General features: G+C 67.8%; 19 protein-coding genes. 7 read left to right on the forward strand and 12 right to left on the reverse strand.

The features are described 5' to 3' along the window. Positions 1-13: 13 nt before the first annotated feature. From FBZ83_RS01270 to hutI, 3 genes are read right to left on the reverse strand one after another with little or no spacing between them, the layout of a single operon-like run. Positions 14-442: a type II toxin-antitoxin system VapC family toxin gene (locus FBZ83_RS01270; RefSeq protein ID WP_145680722.1), complete on the reverse strand. Its 429-nt coding sequence runs from the start codon at positions 440-442 to the stop codon at positions 14-16. Beyond that, complete coding sequence (locus FBZ83_RS01275) at positions 439-675, reverse strand: FitA-like ribbon-helix-helix domain-containing protein (RefSeq protein WP_145680723.1); 237 nt, start codon at positions 673-675, stop codon at positions 439-441. Before FBZ83_RS01275 ends, FBZ83_RS01270 begins: the two co-directional genes overlap by 4 nt. A 38-nt stretch (positions 676-713) precedes the next feature. Then, complete coding sequence (gene hutI / locus FBZ83_RS01280) at positions 714-1,973, reverse strand: imidazolonepropionase (RefSeq protein WP_432612485.1); 1,260 nt, start codon at positions 1,971-1,973, stop codon at positions 714-716. A 4-nt stretch (positions 1,974-1,977) separates the two neighbouring features. Between hutI and FBZ83_RS01285 the strand changes: the two genes are divergently transcribed. After that, positions 1,978-2,853 (forward strand): ChbG/HpnK family deacetylase, encoded by an 876-nt coding sequence (locus tag FBZ83_RS01285; protein WP_145680724.1) that lies wholly within the window; start codon positions 1,978-1,980, stop codon positions 2,851-2,853. 181 nt (positions 2,854-3,034) lie between these two features. Next, the gene (locus tag FBZ83_RS01290; protein ID WP_145680725.1) at positions 3,035-3,805 is read left to right on the forward strand and encodes a class I SAM-dependent methyltransferase; all 771 of its coding nucleotides are present in this window, start codon (positions 3,035-3,037) and stop codon (positions 3,803-3,805) included. Here FBZ83_RS01290 and FBZ83_RS01295 read toward each other — a convergent pair. The 4 genes from FBZ83_RS01295 to FBZ83_RS01310 all read right to left on the reverse strand — a co-directional run bounded on the left by FBZ83_RS01295 (position 3,769) and on the right by FBZ83_RS01310 (position 7,100). Continuing rightward, the gene (locus FBZ83_RS01295) at positions 3,769-4,197 is read right to left on the reverse strand and encodes a GtrA family protein (RefSeq protein WP_247888088.1); all 429 of its coding nucleotides are present in this window, start codon (positions 4,195-4,197) and stop codon (positions 3,769-3,771) included. The two genes, FBZ83_RS01290 and FBZ83_RS01295, sit on opposite strands and share 37 nt — an antisense overlap. Then, positions 4,194-5,831: an AMP-binding protein gene (locus FBZ83_RS01300; RefSeq protein WP_145680727.1), complete on the reverse strand. Its 1,638-nt coding sequence runs from the start codon at positions 5,829-5,831 to the stop codon at positions 4,194-4,196. Before FBZ83_RS01300 ends, FBZ83_RS01295 begins: the two co-directional genes overlap by 4 nt. Next, complete coding sequence (locus FBZ83_RS01305; RefSeq protein WP_145680728.1) at positions 5,828-6,361, reverse strand: MarR family winged helix-turn-helix transcriptional regulator; 534 nt, start codon at positions 6,359-6,361, stop codon at positions 5,828-5,830. Before FBZ83_RS01305 ends, FBZ83_RS01300 begins: the two co-directional genes overlap by 4 nt. Before the next feature lie 175 nt (positions 6,362-6,536). Then, entirely contained in the window at positions 6,537-7,100 is a 564-nt protein-coding gene (locus FBZ83_RS01310) for a hypothetical protein (protein ID WP_145680729.1), read from the reverse strand. 578 nt (positions 7,101-7,678) lie between these two features. On the opposite strand from FBZ83_RS01310, the gene FBZ83_RS01315 reads away from it, so the two are divergent. Beyond that, positions 7,679-8,473 (forward strand): response regulator, encoded by a 795-nt coding sequence (locus tag FBZ83_RS01315; RefSeq protein ID WP_145680730.1) that lies wholly within the window; start codon positions 7,679-7,681, stop codon positions 8,471-8,473. Positions 8,474-8,550: 77 nt separating this feature from the next. Here FBZ83_RS01315 and purU read toward each other — a convergent pair whose 3' ends face one another. Beyond that, on the reverse strand, positions 8,551-9,417 hold the full coding sequence (gene purU, locus FBZ83_RS01320) for a formyltetrahydrofolate deformylase (protein WP_040134208.1): 867 nt from the start codon (positions 9,415-9,417) through the stop codon (positions 8,551-8,553). 169 nt (positions 9,418-9,586) lie between these two features. Here purU and FBZ83_RS01325 point away from each other — a divergent pair, with 169 nt between their 5' ends. Continuing rightward, on the forward strand, positions 9,587-9,973 hold the full coding sequence (locus FBZ83_RS01325; protein WP_145680731.1) for a hypothetical protein: 387 nt from the start codon (positions 9,587-9,589) through the stop codon (positions 9,971-9,973). A 44-nt stretch (positions 9,974-10,017) separates the two neighbouring features. Here FBZ83_RS01325 and FBZ83_RS01330 read toward each other — a convergent pair whose 3' ends face one another. The 4 genes from FBZ83_RS01330 to FBZ83_RS31285 form a co-directional block, all read right to left on the reverse strand. Then, the gene (locus FBZ83_RS01330) at positions 10,018-10,539 is read right to left on the reverse strand and encodes a hypothetical protein (protein WP_040134209.1); all 522 of its coding nucleotides are present in this window, start codon (positions 10,537-10,539) and stop codon (positions 10,018-10,020) included. Continuing rightward, the gene (locus FBZ83_RS01335; protein ID WP_145680732.1) at positions 10,536-11,147 is read right to left on the reverse strand and encodes a hypothetical protein; all 612 of its coding nucleotides are present in this window, start codon (positions 11,145-11,147) and stop codon (positions 10,536-10,538) included. The genes FBZ83_RS01330 and FBZ83_RS01335 overlap by 4 nt, the downstream gene beginning before the upstream one ends. Then, entirely contained in the window at positions 11,134-11,877 is a 744-nt protein-coding gene (locus tag FBZ83_RS01340; RefSeq protein WP_186465946.1) for a MotA/TolQ/ExbB proton channel family protein, read from the reverse strand. Before FBZ83_RS01340 ends, FBZ83_RS01335 begins: the two co-directional genes overlap by 14 nt. Positions 11,878-12,307: 430 nt before the next feature. Beyond that, positions 12,308-12,460: a hypothetical protein gene (locus FBZ83_RS31285; RefSeq protein ID WP_162473411.1), complete on the reverse strand. Its 153-nt coding sequence runs from the start codon at positions 12,458-12,460 to the stop codon at positions 12,308-12,310. A gap of 307 nt (positions 12,461-12,767) precedes the next feature. On the opposite strand from FBZ83_RS31285, the gene FBZ83_RS01345 reads away from it, so the two are divergent. From FBZ83_RS01345 to FBZ83_RS01355, 3 genes are all read left to right on the forward strand, one after another. Beyond that, positions 12,768-13,565 (forward strand): N-acetylmuramoyl-L-alanine amidase family protein, encoded by a 798-nt coding sequence (locus FBZ83_RS01345; RefSeq protein ID WP_145680734.1) that lies wholly within the window; start codon positions 12,768-12,770, stop codon positions 13,563-13,565. 165 nt (positions 13,566-13,730) lie between these two features. Then, positions 13,731-14,315 carry a BON domain-containing protein gene (locus FBZ83_RS01350; RefSeq protein ID WP_035679005.1) on the forward strand — a complete coding sequence of 195 codons (585 nt, stop codon included), beginning with the start codon at positions 13,731-13,733 and terminating at the stop codon, positions 14,313-14,315. A gap of 23 nt (positions 14,316-14,338) precedes the next feature. Then, positions 14,339-15,721 carry a hypothetical protein gene (locus tag FBZ83_RS01355; protein WP_145680735.1) on the forward strand — a complete coding sequence of 461 codons (1,383 nt, stop codon included), beginning with the start codon at positions 14,339-14,341 and terminating at the stop codon, positions 15,719-15,721. Positions 15,722-15,737 lie beyond the last annotated feature (16 nt).

The raw sequence follows: 15,737 nt of genomic DNA on the forward strand, positions 1-15,737 counted from the left end.
GCGTTTGTTGTTTTCAGACGTGCACCGTGCCGCCACCGAGGAGGACGGTCAACGCCTCCCAAGGGGTGGAGCGGGTGCGGGCGCGCAGACGCTTGTCCAGCGTGACGAGCGGTGCGCCTCGCGCTTCGGCGAGCGCCAGATAAGCGCAGTCATACACGGGATGATCCAGTTGACGGGCGATGCGAAGCGCCTGTGACCATACGACGGTCGGCGGAACCAGTTCGGTCAAAGCGCGGGGAATGCGCTCCACGATGCCTTCGGCCTGCTCCGCCTGAATGCCGCCGCGTCGCGCGATCTTCCAGACGGCGTTGGCAACTTCGATCAAGATGAAGTCCGGAGCAATCAAGGGCCGGGATGACAAAAGAAGGGATTCCGCCGTTTCCGCCAGCGGGTCTTCGACCCCCCACAGCACCGCGACACTGGCATCCACCACCAGAGTCATCGCTCGCGTCCCTCGCGAATCACGGCCGCGACATCGATGGGGGCACCGGGTGGCGTCAACGCGCGGATTTGTCGAAACTCCTCGACCAGCGCGCTGCGGTCGGGAGGCGGCGCGGCCGTCGCTTCCTCGACAATCCTGCCAATTTCCTCTTCGACGGACCGACCGGCGATGCTGGCCCGCATCTTCAAGCGGTCGAGCACATCTTCCTCAATCCTGAGCGTGATCTCCCCCATCGCCGCCTCACCTCCGTCCGCGTTGCCCCGATGATATCTTACCCCTGGAGCGATTTCACCAGCCGCCCGTCCCGCACCACCGCCGAGCAGGGGTTGGCGCCCAGCCAGTAGCACAGCTCCGCCGGGTCGCCGACGTCCCACACCGCCAGATCGGCGGCCTTGCCGGGCTCCAGCGTTCCGTGGGTGGCGGCCATGCCCAGAGCCTGGGCGGCGTTGCGGGTGACACCGGCCAGCGCTTCCTGCGGGGTCAGGCGGAACAGGGTGCAGGCCATGTTCAGCATCAGCAGGAGCGACACGGCGGGCGAGGTGCCGGGGTTGCAGTCGGTGGACACCGCCATCGGAACGCCGTGGCGCCGGAACAGGTCGATGGGAGGCAGTTTGGTCTCGCGCAGCGTGTAGAAGGCGCCGGGCAGCAGCACCGCCACCGTCCCCGCGGTGGCCATCGCCCGAGCGCCCTCCTCGCCCGTGTGCTCCACATGGTCGGCGGACAGCGCGTTGTAGCGGGCGGCCAGCGCGGCCCCGCCGCCGTCCGACAGCTGGTCGGCGTGCAGCTTCACCGGCAGGCCGAGCCGCCGCGCGGTGTCGAAGACGCGGGCCGTCTGCTCCGTCGAGAAGGCGATCCGCTCGCAGAAGGCGTCGACCGCATCGAGCAGCCCCTCCGCAGCCAGGATGGGCAGGATGTCCTCGCAAACCAGCGCGATGTAATCGTCCGCCCGCCCGGCGAACTCCGGCGGCAGGGCGTGGGCAGCCAGCCCGGTCGTCCGCACCGTGACGGGGAATCGCTCACCCAACGCCCGCGCCGCACGCAGCATCCGCCGCTCCGTGGCGAGGTCGAGGCCGTAGCCGGACTTCACCTCCACCACCGTCACGCCCTCGGCCAGCAATGGTCGCAGGCGAACGGAGGCGCTGGCGATCAGACTTTCCTCGTCGGCAGCGCGGGTCGCGGCGACGGTCGAGGCGATGCCGCCCCCGGCGCGCGCGATCTCTTCGTAGGTCGCGCCCTCCAGCCGCATCTCGAACTCGCGGGCGCGGTTGCCGCCGAAGACCAGATGGGTGTGGCAGTCGATCAGCCCCGGCGTGACCCAGCGGCCACCCAGGTCATGCTCCTCGGCGGCGCGACCGGCGGGGCGGTCCTTGGCGGCGCCGATCCACGCGATCCGCCCGTCCTTTACGGCGATCACGGCGTCCCGCAAGACGCCTCCCGGAGCCATGGTGGCCGCATGACCGTTGAACCACAGGCTGTCCCACTCCATCATCCCCTCCCCGGCTTCGCGCCGCTGTCCGTCCCACCTTACCATCGCCATGGCCGACACCGACACCACCCCAGCCCCGCGTACCGCGCATCCGGTCCTGCTCTGCGCCGATGACTACGGCCTTGCGCCCGGCGTCAACGAGGCCATCCGCGACCTCATCGCCGCCGGACGCCTGACGGCGACCTCGGTCATGTCGCTCTGTCCTTATTGGGCGGAGGGCGCCGCGCCGTTGAAGGCGTTGGCCGACAAGGCGGACGTCGGGCTGCATTTCACCCTGACCGACCAGCCGCCGCTGGGTCCTCTGCCCAAGCTGGCGCCGGATGGGAAGCTGCCGCCGCTGGGGCGGCTGATGAAACTGGCCTACAGCGGTGGCCTCGATTCCAAGGAAATCCGGGAGGAACTGGCCCGCCAGCTCGACGCCTTCGCCGCGGCCTGGGGCGGCCCGCCCGCCTACATCGACGGCCACCAGCACATCCACCAGCTTCCCACCGTGCGCGACGTGGTGGCCGACGCCCTGGCCGCCCTGCCCGGCGCCTATGTCCGCCTGTGCGGGGAACCGGTCGGTGCCGTCCTGCGCCGCGGGGTGGCGGTTCCGAAGACGCTGCTGATCGGCGGGCTGGGCGGCGGGCTGGCGCGGCTGGCGCGGACGCGCGGCATTCCCGCCAACGACCGCTTCGCCGGGGTCTACGACTTCTCCGGACACCAGCCTTTCCCGGACCTGATGGCGCGCTTCCTCGACCGTCCCGCCGGGCGGCTGCTGGTGATGGTTCATCCCGGCATCCCCGACGAAGCCCTGCGCCGTGCCGACCCGCTGGTGGAGCAACGCCGGGTGGAGCACGACTATCTGAGGAGCCCGGCCTTCGCCGCCCTGCTCGCCGAGCGGAACATCCGGCTCGCCCGCTTCGCCGGGTTCCCGGCGCCCTGACACAACCTCCCGCTTCCCCGCCCCCTCCGGCGGCATAGTCCCGCCGGTCATTCTTGACCGCTGCGATTGTTCGCCCCTACCATCATTACGACACGGTCGGGTCGAGGGGGCTCTTCCTGGCGAAGAGACGAACAACAAAATCCCCTCGGCAAGAAACGGCCCACAAAAAGGGATGCGGGACATGCAGAACAACAGGGTGTCGTCCGGTTCACCGGGCGGCCAGGGTTCCAGCGGCTGGGTCGATTTCTGGAACCGGCCCAACGCCATCTACGCGAACCAGCGCAATCTGGAGGCGCATTTCGCCTGCCTGCAGAACGACCTCGACACCCATCTTCCGGAAGGGGGGACCGTTCTGGATTTCGGCTGCGGCGACGCACTGGCGGCGGAAGCCATGGCCAAGCGCTGCCGGAACGTCTGGCTCTACGACGCCGCGCCTGCGGTGCGGCAACGCCTGCGCGAGCGGCTGTCCGGCCATCCGCGGATCCGGATTCTCGACGACGACGATCTCGCCACTCTGCCGACGGGCAGCGTCGATCTGGTGCTGGCCGTCTCCGTGCTGCAATACATCCCGCGCGAGGAACTGGAAGGCGTCCTTCACCGCTGGCGCCACCTGATCGGCGCGCGGGGGCGCATCCTGATCGCCGACGTGGTGGAGCCCGACACGCCGATGCTGCGCGACATCGCCAGCCAGCTCAGCATGGCGCGCCGGCACGGCTTCCTGATGGCGGCGCTGATGGGGTTGGGGCGCATGGCCCTGTCCGACTACCGGCGCATCCGGCGCGAGGCCGGCTTCTCCACCTACACGCCCGCGGAGTTGCAGACCCGGCTGTCCGCCGCCGGGTTGCGGGGCGACCGCCTGGCGAAGAACATCGGCCCGACGCCGCACCGCCATTCCTTCGTCGCCCGGCTCCATGCTCAGGCGGCCGGCGATCCGTCCTTGAAGGTCCAGTAGCGGTTCGCACCGAAGCTCCACAGCATCACCAGCCCCGTGGCGGTGAGCTGGGCCAGCAGGTAATGCAGGCCCAGCCGCTGCGCCAGGGCCCACATGATGGCGCTGTTCACGCACAGCCCCACCGCCGCGACGGCCACGAACTTCGTGGCGGTGGGCAGATGATCCTGCTCGCTGCGGAAGACATGGCCGTAGTTCAGCAGGTAGCTGATGACGCCGCCGACGAGGAAACCCACCGCCGAGGCCAGGACCGGCGGCGCCGCCGCCAGCTCCGACAGGGCGATCAGCACGCCGTAATGGCCGACCGCCGCGGCGCAGCCGACCAGCGCGAAGAGCAGGAACTGCACCAGCGGCGGGTGCGCCGCCCGGTCCCCAGTGAATCTTCCCCCGGTCAATCCTCGTTCTCGACCCATTCCCTCTGCCGCAGCTTGTAGCGCTGGATCTTGCCCGTTTCCGTCCGCGGCAACTGCTCCAGGAACTCCACCGCGCGGGGGTACTTGTAGGGAGCGATCCGGTCCTTGACGTAGCATTGCAGCCGCTCCGCCAGATCGTCGCTGGGCCGCACGCCGTCGCGGGTGACGATGAAGGCCTTGGGGATGGAGCCGCGCAGCGGGTCGGGCGCCGCGATCACCGCGCACTCCTCCACCGCCTCGTGGCCGAGCAGGACGTCCTCGACCTCCAGGCCGGAGATCTTGTAGCCGGCGGAGACGATCAGGTCGTCGGTCCGCGCGTGATACCAGAAATAGCCGTCCTCATCCATGCGGAAGGCGTCGCCGGTCAGGTTCCAGCCGCCCTGCACGTAATTCTCCTGGCGCGGGTCGTCCAGGTAGATGCAGCCGGTCGGGCCGCGCACGGCCAGCCGCCCGATCTGGCCGGGGGGCAGCGGGGTCAGGCTGTCGTCGACCACGCGGGCCTCGTAGCCCGGAACCACCGTCCCGGTGGCGCCGGGCCGGACGGCGCCGGGCGGCGAATGCAGGACGGCGTTCAGCATCTCGGTGGTGCCAAAACTGTCGAGAATCTCCATCCCGGTCACCGCCTGCCAGCCTTCCAGCGTGGTCGCAGGCAGCGGTTCCCCCGCCGAGACGCAGGCGCGCAGCGTGCGCAGCCCCTCGGCCAGGGACGGCTCCTCCTCAATGCGCGCGGTCATGGCGCGGTAGACGGTCGGCACGGTGAACATCACCGTCGCCTTGTGCTTCGCGGTCACCTCCAGCAGCCGCTCCGGCGTCGCCCGGTCCAGCAACACGACCGACGCCCCCACCCGCAGCGGGAACAGCAGCATTCCCCCCTGCCCATAGGCGAAGGCAAGCGACGGGGTGCCGCAGAACACGTCATCGCCGCCGGTCTTCAGCAGCGATTGCGGCGACAGGTCGGCCACCGCCAGAAGGTCGCGGTGGAAATGGGCGGTCGCCTTGGGCTTGCCCGTGGTGCCGGAGGTGAAGGCGATCAGCGCCACGTCGTCGGCGGCGGTGTCCACCGCGGCGAAGCCGGTTTCGGTCTCCTCCAGCCGCCCTTCGAGGTCGCCGCCGTTGAAGGTCACGACGGGCATGCTCCCGTCCATCGATTCCGTCGCTGCGTTGAGATCCTTGGCGAAGCGCGCGTCGCACAGCGCCAGCGAGACGGCGGCGCGTTCGAGGATGCTTTCCAGTTCCGTCGCGCGCAGCAGCGGCATGGTCGGCACCACCACCGCGCCGGCCTTCAGCACCGCCAGCCAGCAGGCGGCGAGCATCGGCGTGTTGGTCCCGCGCACCAGAACCCGGTTGCCGGGAACGATGCCGAACCGCTCGGTCAGGAGGCGCGCGATGCGGTCCACCGTGTCGCGAAAGCGGCCATAGCTCCACACGTCGCCGTTTCCGATGACACAGGGGCGGTCGTCCCAGCCGCGCTCCCGCCAGACGTCCAGCAGGGCCGCCGCGGCGTTCAGACGGTCAGGATAGGTGAGTTCGGGGCGGTCGTAGGAGAAATCGGGCATCTGCTCCGGCGGCGGCAGCCGGTCGCGCGTGAAATTGTCGATATGACCGGACCGAATCATCCCCTGACGCCTCCGCCACGCACCGTGTTCTTGAGCTTTCCCAACAACCCCATCAGCTGGACCACATCGCCGTGGGGCATTCCCTCCGTCAGCTCGGTCAGCCAGCGGCGTTGCGCCGCCATGATGGCCTGCGCCAGGGCGCTGCCTTCGGGGGTGATCCGGACGAACTGCATGCGCCGGTCGTTCGACGCCGCGGCGCGCGTGACCAGCCCGTCCGCGGACAGCCGTTCTACAATGCCGGTGACGTTGCCGTTGGTGACCATCATGCGCTTCGACAGCTCGCCCATGGTCAGCCCTTCCGGCTGGCGGTCGAGCAGGCACAACAGGTCGAAACGCGGCTGGGTGGTGCTGAACTCGGCGCGCAAACGGCTGCGCAACCGGGCGCCGATCAGAACGGCGCACGCCGAAAGACGCAACCAGAGGCGCATCTCCGGGGAGGCGGCAAGGTCAGCCGCAGCCTCCACATCGACCGACACGTCCCCCTGCGCCTCGGCCGATGCGTCGGCCGCTGCGGTGGCGGGTCCCTTCACGGTCTGTCTCCACTCCCGATGGGAGGCATCCGCCGCAGCGCCGCCTCTTCTTCGTTCGAAGGCTTACTGTAGTTGGACGCTCGGCCTTTGAGCCATGCAAGGAAGGAATGCTTGATGCACAAGCAATAATCATCTGCGCAGAGATAAGGCGCTTTTTCCCTCAGCGCCGCGTCGGTTACTCGGCGCTGAGGTACAGATCGATTTCGCGCTGCTCCATGACGTGCGCGGTGCCGTGGATGATGCCGTTGGCGACCTGAATGATTCGATGGATCATCGCCACCGAGGTCTGGCAGTCCAGCCGCAGCTTGTCGCTCGCCCCATCTTGGATGTCGACGGACACGCGCTCCAGCGTGTGGCGGACCACCTGATGCGCCTGGGCGATGGTGTCCTCGAAAGGCCGTTTGAACTTGGCCGGAACGTGGCCGTACGCCTCGATGGCGAGATCCTTGTCCGAGAAACCGCTGTCGCGGAAATGCTCCGGGTAGCTCTTGGGCTGCCAGATCAGGCATTCCTCCAGCATGTCGGGCATGTCCGGAATCATCTCGATCAACATCACGATCTCGTTGAAGTGATTGAGATAATCAGTCGCCAGCAGGGTCTTGTCGGAAATGTTGGTGCCGACCACGCGCTGCCGCCAGGCGTGAAAATCCGCCAATTCATCCGGCGCGACATCGTCGGTCACCGAAGGATCGGAATCGGGCGGATGAGAGTCCGATGGGTCGAAGTCTGGTTCGGTCATTCGCGACTCTGGCATGCGCGGCCCTGGCATACACGGTTCGACAGGAACGGGTCTGGCGAGGCGGCGTGGACGGTTTCGACGCCGTTCCATCACCGGTGCGTGACGCCGGGGACAGTCAGTAATATCGCACTCATCCCTGTGCAAGCCCACGGGCGCGGTTTTTTTTGGTGCCGCGCAAAAAAACGCCGCCGGCGCGTCCTCGATGGGACAGGCGCTGCGGCGGCAGTGACTGGCGGTTCAGGGAGGAATCACACCATTGGCAATCCCAACACCCTCCCCTTGCCGATTGTTCCGTCACCACGCACATGCAGCGGACCGCGGGACGACGAAGCGCCCGGAAGGGCCCGGAGCCCAAGCGGACGAAGTATGACGTCGCCCGACCGGGGACCGGATTTAATCCGATCAAGCTATCCCGAATAACCCTTTCGTCATCACTCCCGATACGGCGCGAACTGCGCCATATGAACTTAACTTTGTAAGGGATCGGACGGGAACATTCGGCACAGTCCGGGAAACGCGGCAGGCAAGCCAGCGCCCCTTCGGCGGTCCGCACTGGCTGGAGGTACGGGGAAAAAGTCATGGATCAGAACACCCGCCACCTGATGGAACATCTGCCTTATCTGCGACGCTACGCGCGGGCCTTGACGGGAACGTCGACGCAGGGGGATGCCCTGGTGACGCGCACATTGGAATGGTATCTGGACGGGCCGGGTGGATCGGCGGCGGTCGACTCGTCGCGCGGCTCGCTCTACCGCTATCTGAACCAGCTGCAGGACAGTTCCGGCGCCCGGGCCGGCGCGCCCGGCGCCCATCCGGTCGAGGCGGCGCTGCACAGCCTGGACGAGATGGACCGCCGGCTTTACCTGCTGGTCAACCTGGAGGACCTGCCGGTCGCCGACGCCGCCACCGTTCTGGGCATCGCGCCGGAAGACGCGGTGGAGCGGTTGAACTTCGCGCGCGAGCGGGTACGGTCGAAGCTGACGGCGACCATCCTGATCGTCGAGGACGACGCCATCATCGCCTTCGATCTGGCGGAAACGGTGCGCGGCATGGGCCACACCGTCTGCGGCAACGCCGCCACCATGGACGAGGCGCTGACGCTGGCAGGCCGCCATGCGCCGACGCTGGCGCTGATGGACATCCGACTGGCCGAGGGCGACAACGGGATCGAGGTGGCGCGGGAGCTTCGCCGCCAGCGCTTCCTGCCGGTGATCTTCGTCACCGCCTTCCCCAATGAGCTGGCCAAGCAGGGGCTGGAGCATCTGGGCCCGGTGATTCCCAAGCCCTTCACCCGCGAGCAGATCGAACAGGCGATCACCCGCGCCGTCTTCACCCCCCACCCCGAGGAAGCCTCGCTCGCCATGAAGCACTGAGAGTCCGCGGGTGGAGGGCGAGCCGGCTTTGCCGGAAGACCGCCCTCCCTGACCAGCGCCTTACTTGAACCAGCGCCTTACTTGAAGACGACGGTGCGCCCGCCGTTCAGCAGGACGCGGTGTTCGACGTGGTAGCGGACCGCCCGAGCCAGCACGATGTTCTCGATGTCACGCCCGATGGCCACCAGGTCGTCGGGCGTCATCGTGTGGTCGACGCGCTCCGCCTCCTGCTCGATGATCGGCCCCTCGTCGAGGTTCGAGGTGACGTAATGGGCGGTGGCGCCGATCAGCTTCACGCCGCGGGCGTGCGCCTGATGGTACGGCTTGGCGCCCTTGAAGCTGGGCAGGAAGGAGTGGTGGATGTTGATGACCCGCCCGGCCATCCGCTCGCACAGGGCCGGGGACAGCACCTGCATGTAGCGGGCGAGCACGACCAGATCGATCTTTTCCTGCTCCGCGATCTCCAGCAGCCGGGCCTCCTGCTGGGCCTTGCTGTCGTTGTTCACCGGCAGGTAATGGAAGGGAATGTTGTGCCACGCCGCAAGCTGGTAGAAGTCGCGGTGGTTCGACACGATGGCCGGGATTTCGATCGGCAGATAGCCGGTCCGGTAGCGGTACAGCAGGTCGTTCAGGCAATGCCCGAATTTCGAGACCATGATGAGCACCCGCTGGCGCCGCCCGGCGTCGTGCAGCTTCCAGGTCATGCCAAAGCGCTCGGCCACCTGCTCGGCGAAGGCCGCCTGAAGCTCCGCCTGCGACGGCCCCGACGCCTCGGCGGAGAAATGGATGCGCAGGAAGAACAGATTGGTCCCGCGGTCGCCGAACTGCGCGCTGTCGATGATGTTGCACGACCGCTCGGCCAGGAAACCCGACACGGCGTAGACGATGCCCACGGCATCGGGGCACGAGACGGTGAGGATGTATTCAGAAGCGGTGCCGGACATGCGCGCCTACCGTTGCGACCTGGAATCGAGGGCGGATTCCCTAGCACGATCGTCCGCGGGATGCATCGTGCAATGTCGGAATACCGGAACGCCCATCCGGCAGCATTTGGTAAGGATTCCCATGCGACAATGCACCGTTTCGGCATTGGACCGACCGCGGAGGCGAGCCATGGGCATGGGCGGCAAGATCATCGGCGAATACGCCAAGGGCAAGGTTGACAAGCTGCTGACGCCGGAGGCGGCGGAAAGCACGTCGCGGCACCGGATCATGCACTTCCTGGAGAACATGGAAGCGGCGGTGCTGGAAGCGAACTGCGAGGTGATGGGGCGGGAACTGCCGAACCTCGACCAGACCGCCTTCCTGCGCATGGCCGTGCGGGTGGCGGAGCTGCGGGCCGACTATCTGCGCGCCGGGCTGAAGGTGGCGGATCACCGGCATCCCAACGCCGCCGCCATCGAGGAGCTGGCCCGTGTCCGCCGCGCCTACGAGGAGATGCAGGCGGTCTTCGAAGCGGCGGAGCGGGTGATCGAGCGGGGCTACGTGAAGCTGGGCTGAGAGAGCCTCCTTCCCAGCGTCACGGCCCGGTCGATGCCAAGGCATCAGGCGTCCATGCCGGGGTGGCGGTAGACCATCGGCCCCGGCCCGCCCTCCTCGCCGTTCTTCTCCGGAAGCTGCGGCTGCGGCAGGGCGTAGAATTTCGGCTTGTCGGGATCCAGCGTCTTCTCGAAGGGGAGCGTCATCGCCATGCCGGAGCGGTTCCTCTCCGCCTCGCGCATCGCCTGCTGGAGCTGTTCGGCCAGCTTCTGGTCCCAGGCCAGCTTGTAGTAGCGCGGCTCGGCCCCGCCCTCCAGCTGGAGCCACAGGTAGATCCCCTGCCCCTCCTTGATCTGGGCGCCCAGAATGGTGGCCTGGGCGGTGGCGCTCTGCGCCCATTCCATGCGGACCGGCTTGGGCTTGCTCAGCAGGTCGGCCATGCCGGCGTAGGCGACGGGCATGAAGCCGATGGAGACGGCGACCGCCGACACCTTCACCCACAGCCGGCGCGGTGCCCAGATGGCAATGGTGGCGAGCGTGGCGGCCAGCGCGACCGCGGCGACCTGGAAGTCGAGCAGTTGGGTCATGATTTCCTCCCGCTGCGCAGGGGCTTGTAGAGGCTGTGCACGCTGTCGCCGACCAGTTCGCCGGCCTCCGTCAGCTTGAAGCGGAAGACGGTCAGCTCCTGCCCTTCCCGGTCCAGCTGGACAGTGGTGGCGAGGAGCTGGCGCGCGTTGTCGCCGTCCGGCCGCTTGGCGCTGACCACCACGGTGACCGGGACCGGGAAGACCATCGCCTTGTTCCGGTAGAGATGCAGGTTCACCGCGTATTCGCCGGGCGGGATGCCGCGGCTGTAGCTGGCCTCGTAGTTCAGCTTCGTCGGATCGGCGTTGCGGCCGAGGTCGTCGCGCAGCAGGTTGAAGATCACGCCGGACTTGTTGGAATAGCCGACCGGCACGTCGCCCGGCGCCTCCACCCACAGATCGACATCGGCGTCCAGCTCGTCGGGCCAGCGGGCCTCGATCATCACGTTGCCGGGGGCTGCGACGCCCACCGCGTCGGCCTGCTTGGCCTCCGGCCGGATGTGGGGAAGCAGCAGGATGACCACCGCCACGAAGCCGCAGAGCGCCAGCGTGATGACGTCGCGGAAGACGGTGCCGGCGTCGTCCTCCTCGAACTGGTCAAGGGCCTGCATGGCGTTCCCCCACGGCGACGATCTCGGTGATCAGGTTCACCGTGGCGCCGGACAGCAGGCCGATGTTGATGTTCAGCCAGATGTTCAGGACGCCGCCGACCAGCGTGGTGTAGAGCGCCACGGCCATGCCCTCGATCAGCTTCGACACCATCGGGCCGATGGCGGCGACGTCGCCGGCCTTCTGCGGGTCCACACCCGACAGGGCCATGATGAAGCCGATGACCGTGCCGATCAGGCCGAGGATCACCAGGGTGGAGGAGATCTGCCGCACCGTGCCGATGCGCGCCGACATCTTGAATTTCAGGCACGACGCGGCGATCGACCGAGCCCCGGAATCCCGTCCGCGGACCTCCGCCAGATAGCGCGCGGCCCGCGACGGGATTGACGGGTCGAACTCCTTGGCGCGGTTCAGCTCGCGGCTGGTGCGCAGGATGCGCTGCGCCGACAGGCCCAGCCCGGCCAGGAAGACTAGAAAGATCAGCAGGCAGAGATGCGTGCTGTCGGTGGCGATGATGGGATCAATCAATCCTTCCGCCCAGGCGGCGGCGAGAAGCGTGAAGCCCACGGCGTTGACGACCGCGAAGCGCAGAAGCAGCAGGTAACGTTGCGACACCAGCGACAGGCCGGCGGTCAACTGGCCGCCACGGCGGCGGCGCACGGTGGGCACGAGGGAATGAACGGGGACGTTCTGGGCGTCATCGGCCATGGCGTCCGAAACAGCGTCCGACATCGGGCAGCCCTCCATCCAGGGAGCAGGGAGCGTTCGGACTGGCACTCCGCAACCGGCGTGCCAGCGGTTCGTCATCGGTCCCACCCAATCCCGCAGCCCGCCGCTCCGGCCCGTTCATGTGCTTGGCCGGATGGGATAAATCGCCCCTGTGACAAACAGGCTACTCCGGAAGTCTGTCCGCAGCGCTTGAACTCTCCATTGCTTTGGATCAATGGATTCCGCGATTTCGCGCGACGCGGTGATTAAATTGTAGTCAAGGTCCAGGACCCGGCCCATTCATTGCTTACGAAATAAGCAAAATTATGCTGCACCGCAGCATGGCAATGACACACGCGTTGCAGGCGACGCGACGCTCGCGCGAATACAGAAAACCCCTTTCCCGCCATTGCGGGAAAGGGGTTTGCGGATGGCATCGTTCGTATTCGTGCGATCAGGCGTCGCGGTAATGTTCCAGTTCGCGCCGCAGGTCGGTAACTTCGCGCTGCAACGCAACCACCCGGCCGACGTCGGGAGCCGTGCGGCGCTCTTCCTTTTCGAGTTCGTCTTCGACCTCGCGCTGCTCCTGCCGGATGATGTTGAACAAGGCTTTCCTCAACATCGCCACCTCCCGAGCTTATTTCTAAAATTTTAGCGCTTTCGACCATCATCATCAAGGAATTCTTGGAAAGAGTCGAATCTTCATAGGGTGGCGACGCCCTCCATGACGGCGTGGCCGCGACAATTGGCGGAGCTAACCCGGCCGACCTTGACAACCCTTTTGCGCGTCCCCATTGGTTAACGCTCACACCTTGGGCTCAACCTCAGGCCTCTCCAGGCCGGTCGCCGCCTTTCCGATCGCGCTCAGGACTTTTGGTTTCGGCGGCCCCAACTCCTTGCGGAATCAGGGGCGAATGGAACGCAGACGTCTTCTCCAGCTGGCGCTGACCCTCCCCCTCGCCGGGGCCGGCGCCTTGCTGCTCCCGCACACCGCGGGAGCCCAAACCAAGGCCCGCCCGGCGGCGCGCCCGCGCATGGTGGTGCTCGACCCCGGCCACGGCGGCATCGACCCGGGGGCCATCGGCGCGCGCGGCACCCGGGAAAAGGACATCACCCTGCACATCGCGCAGGAGGTCGGGCGCCTCCTGTCGCGCCAGCACAAGCTGGGGGTGACCCTGACCCGCGACGGTGACCGCTTCCTGGCGCTGGGCGAGCGGGTGGACGCCGCACGCGCGGCGCGCGCCGACCTGTTCGTGTCCATCCACGCCGACAGCGCGCCCAACCGCGAGGCCCGCGGTCTCTCCGCCTACACCCTGTCCGAGAAAAGCTCCGACTCCTTCGCGGCGGCGCTGGCGCACAAGGAGAACGCGGTGGACCGGCTGGGTGGCGTCGACGTGAAGGACGCCAAGAAGGCCGTGAAGGAAATCCTGCTCGACCTGACGGCGCGCCACACCAAGCACGCGGCGCTGGTGGCCCGCCACGCGATCGTGAAGGGCGCTGGGAAGGACATGCTGCTGCTGGACAACCCGATGCGCTCGGCCAACTTCGCGGTGCTCAAGGCGCCGGACATTCCGTCCGTCCTGCTGGAGACCGGCTTCCTGTCGAATCCGAAGGACGAGGCGATCCTGCGCGACTCCAAGGCGCGGCAGAAGATCGCCCGCGTTCTCGCGCGCGAAATCGCCGGGCTGGTGACGCGCGCGCCCTTCGCCTAGCCCGGATTCCTTCGCGCTCGCAGCGAGTGAAACATTCGTGCATCACCCCGGGACAAAACCACGATGAAGCCTGACACCACCAAGATTCCCCATTGCCAACGCACCTGCGGCATGACTTTTTCCGCCCGCCCGTTCTTTCGGCGGGCCGGGGATCGGAGGCAGAGCGTGTCGGGGTTTGGCCGCCTTTGGGCGCTGGTCGGGATGGCCGCTGTGGCGGGCCTTGCGTCTGGCTGCGCACCCGTCGTGCTGGGCGCCGCCGGGGGGACCGCCGTCGTCGCGGCCAGCGAGCACCGCGGCCTGTCCGGCTTCGCCTCGGACACCGAGATCAAGGCCCGCATCAACCACCTGTGGTTCCAGCACTCGCTGGAGATGCACAGCCGCATCGGGCTGACGGTCGACCAGGGCCGCGTGCTGCTGACCGGCCGCGCCACCGACGCGCAGATGCGCCTCGACGCCGTGCGCCTGTGCTGGCAGGTGGAAGGGGTCAAGGAAGTCATCAACGAGATCCAGGTGGACACCGACTCGGGCATCATGGACAGCGCCCGCGACACCTGGATCACCACGCAGCTGCGCACCAAGCTGACCTTCGATTCACAAATTCATAGCCAGAATTTCAGCATCGATACCGTCAACGGCGTCGTCTATCTCATGGGTCTGGCCACCCACCAGGGCGAGCTCGACCGCGTGATCGAGCACGCCCGCACGCTGCCGAACGTCCAGCGTGTCGTCAACTACGCCCGCGTCCTCTAGCGCACCAGGGTCTCCGCACCGCCATGGCCATCCTGCCCGCCTTCGCCCGCCGTCTTGCCGCCTCCGCCGCCATGAGCCTGCTCATGGCGCTGGCGGCGTTCACCGTGGCGGCGGGGGGCGCCGGCACCCCGGCGGCGGCACAGCAGCCGCAGCCCGACCAGGGGCCGGCCAACCGCCTGTTCGTCCAGGCGATGCAGATGATCCGGCAGGCGGACAACACCTACGACATCGCCGAGGAGAGCCGCTTCCTGAAGGAGGCGGACCGGCTGCTCAACGAGATCGTCGTCAAGTTTCCGGACAGCGCGCTGGCCGTCCAGCTCGTCACCAACCAGTTCGTCGGCGACTTCGACTTCTTCGAGTTCCGCTCGCGCATCCGCTCGCTGGTGTGCAACGAGCCGATGACCTCGCTGTGCTTCCTGCACCGGGTGGCGGAGATGCTGCCCCCGGTGGAGACGCCGATCACCGCCGCCCGGTGGGACTGGCTGTCGCTGGCCGTCGCCTACAACACCATCGGCGACACCGCGCGGGCCAAGGAGATCATCGCCCCCTTCGTCAGCGCGGTGCGCCGCGGGACGGCGGCCGACGGAGCCGGCCAGGACCTGTTCGTCGCCCGCGCGCTCGCCCTGATGGGGCAGAACCAGCTCGCGCTCGACATCACCCGGCAGATCCCGGAATGCTCGACCCGCATCTACAACCTCGCCGACATCGCCAAGGCGGCGGCGTGGCGCGGCGACATGGCGCTGGCGGGCCAGCTCGCCGAGGAGGCCAAGGCCTACGCCACCGCCCGCAACTGCAGCTGGGAGCTGGGCCTGGTCGCCCAGACGCTGCTGCGCGCCGGCAAGGAGGGCGCCGCCCGCACCCTCTTCCTGAACACGGTGGAGACGCAGTTCTCCAAGTTCCGCGAGACCAAGACCGATTGCTGCCCGCCGGAGCTGGCGGTCGCCGCGTCGGAGCTGGGCGACACCAATCTGGCGCTTGGCCTGCTGCGCACGGTGCAGGACGAAAATCCCTGGACGATCCCGGCGGTGCTGGGCCGCATCGCCCGCCGCTCCGACGCCTCGGTGGCGCTGTCCTACGCCGAGCAGGTGCAGGACCTCGACATCCGCGGCGAGGCTCTGGCCGAGCTGATCGAGGCGGCGCTGAAGCGCGGCGACCCGACCAGCGCGAACGAGCTGATGAAGCGGCTGACCCGTCTGGTGGATGATTCCGCCGGCCGCCGGCCCGGCCTGCTCGCCCAGAAGGCCAAGGCGGAGAAGGTGATGTACGGCGACGACCGCTGGCGCAAGAGCTTCCAGGGCTCGCTCAACGCCGCGGACCGCGCGAGCAACTTCGTGCGCCGCGACATCGGCGCCCCCCTGCTCGCCGCCCTGGTGCGGATCGAGACCGGCCTGCCGATGCTCGACTGAGACCGGCTTGCGGCCC

Source organism: Azospirillum brasilense (genome assembly GCF_007827815.1).
GTDB classification, from domain to species: Bacteria; Pseudomonadota; Alphaproteobacteria; order Azospirillales; family Azospirillaceae; genus Azospirillum; species Azospirillum brasilense_C.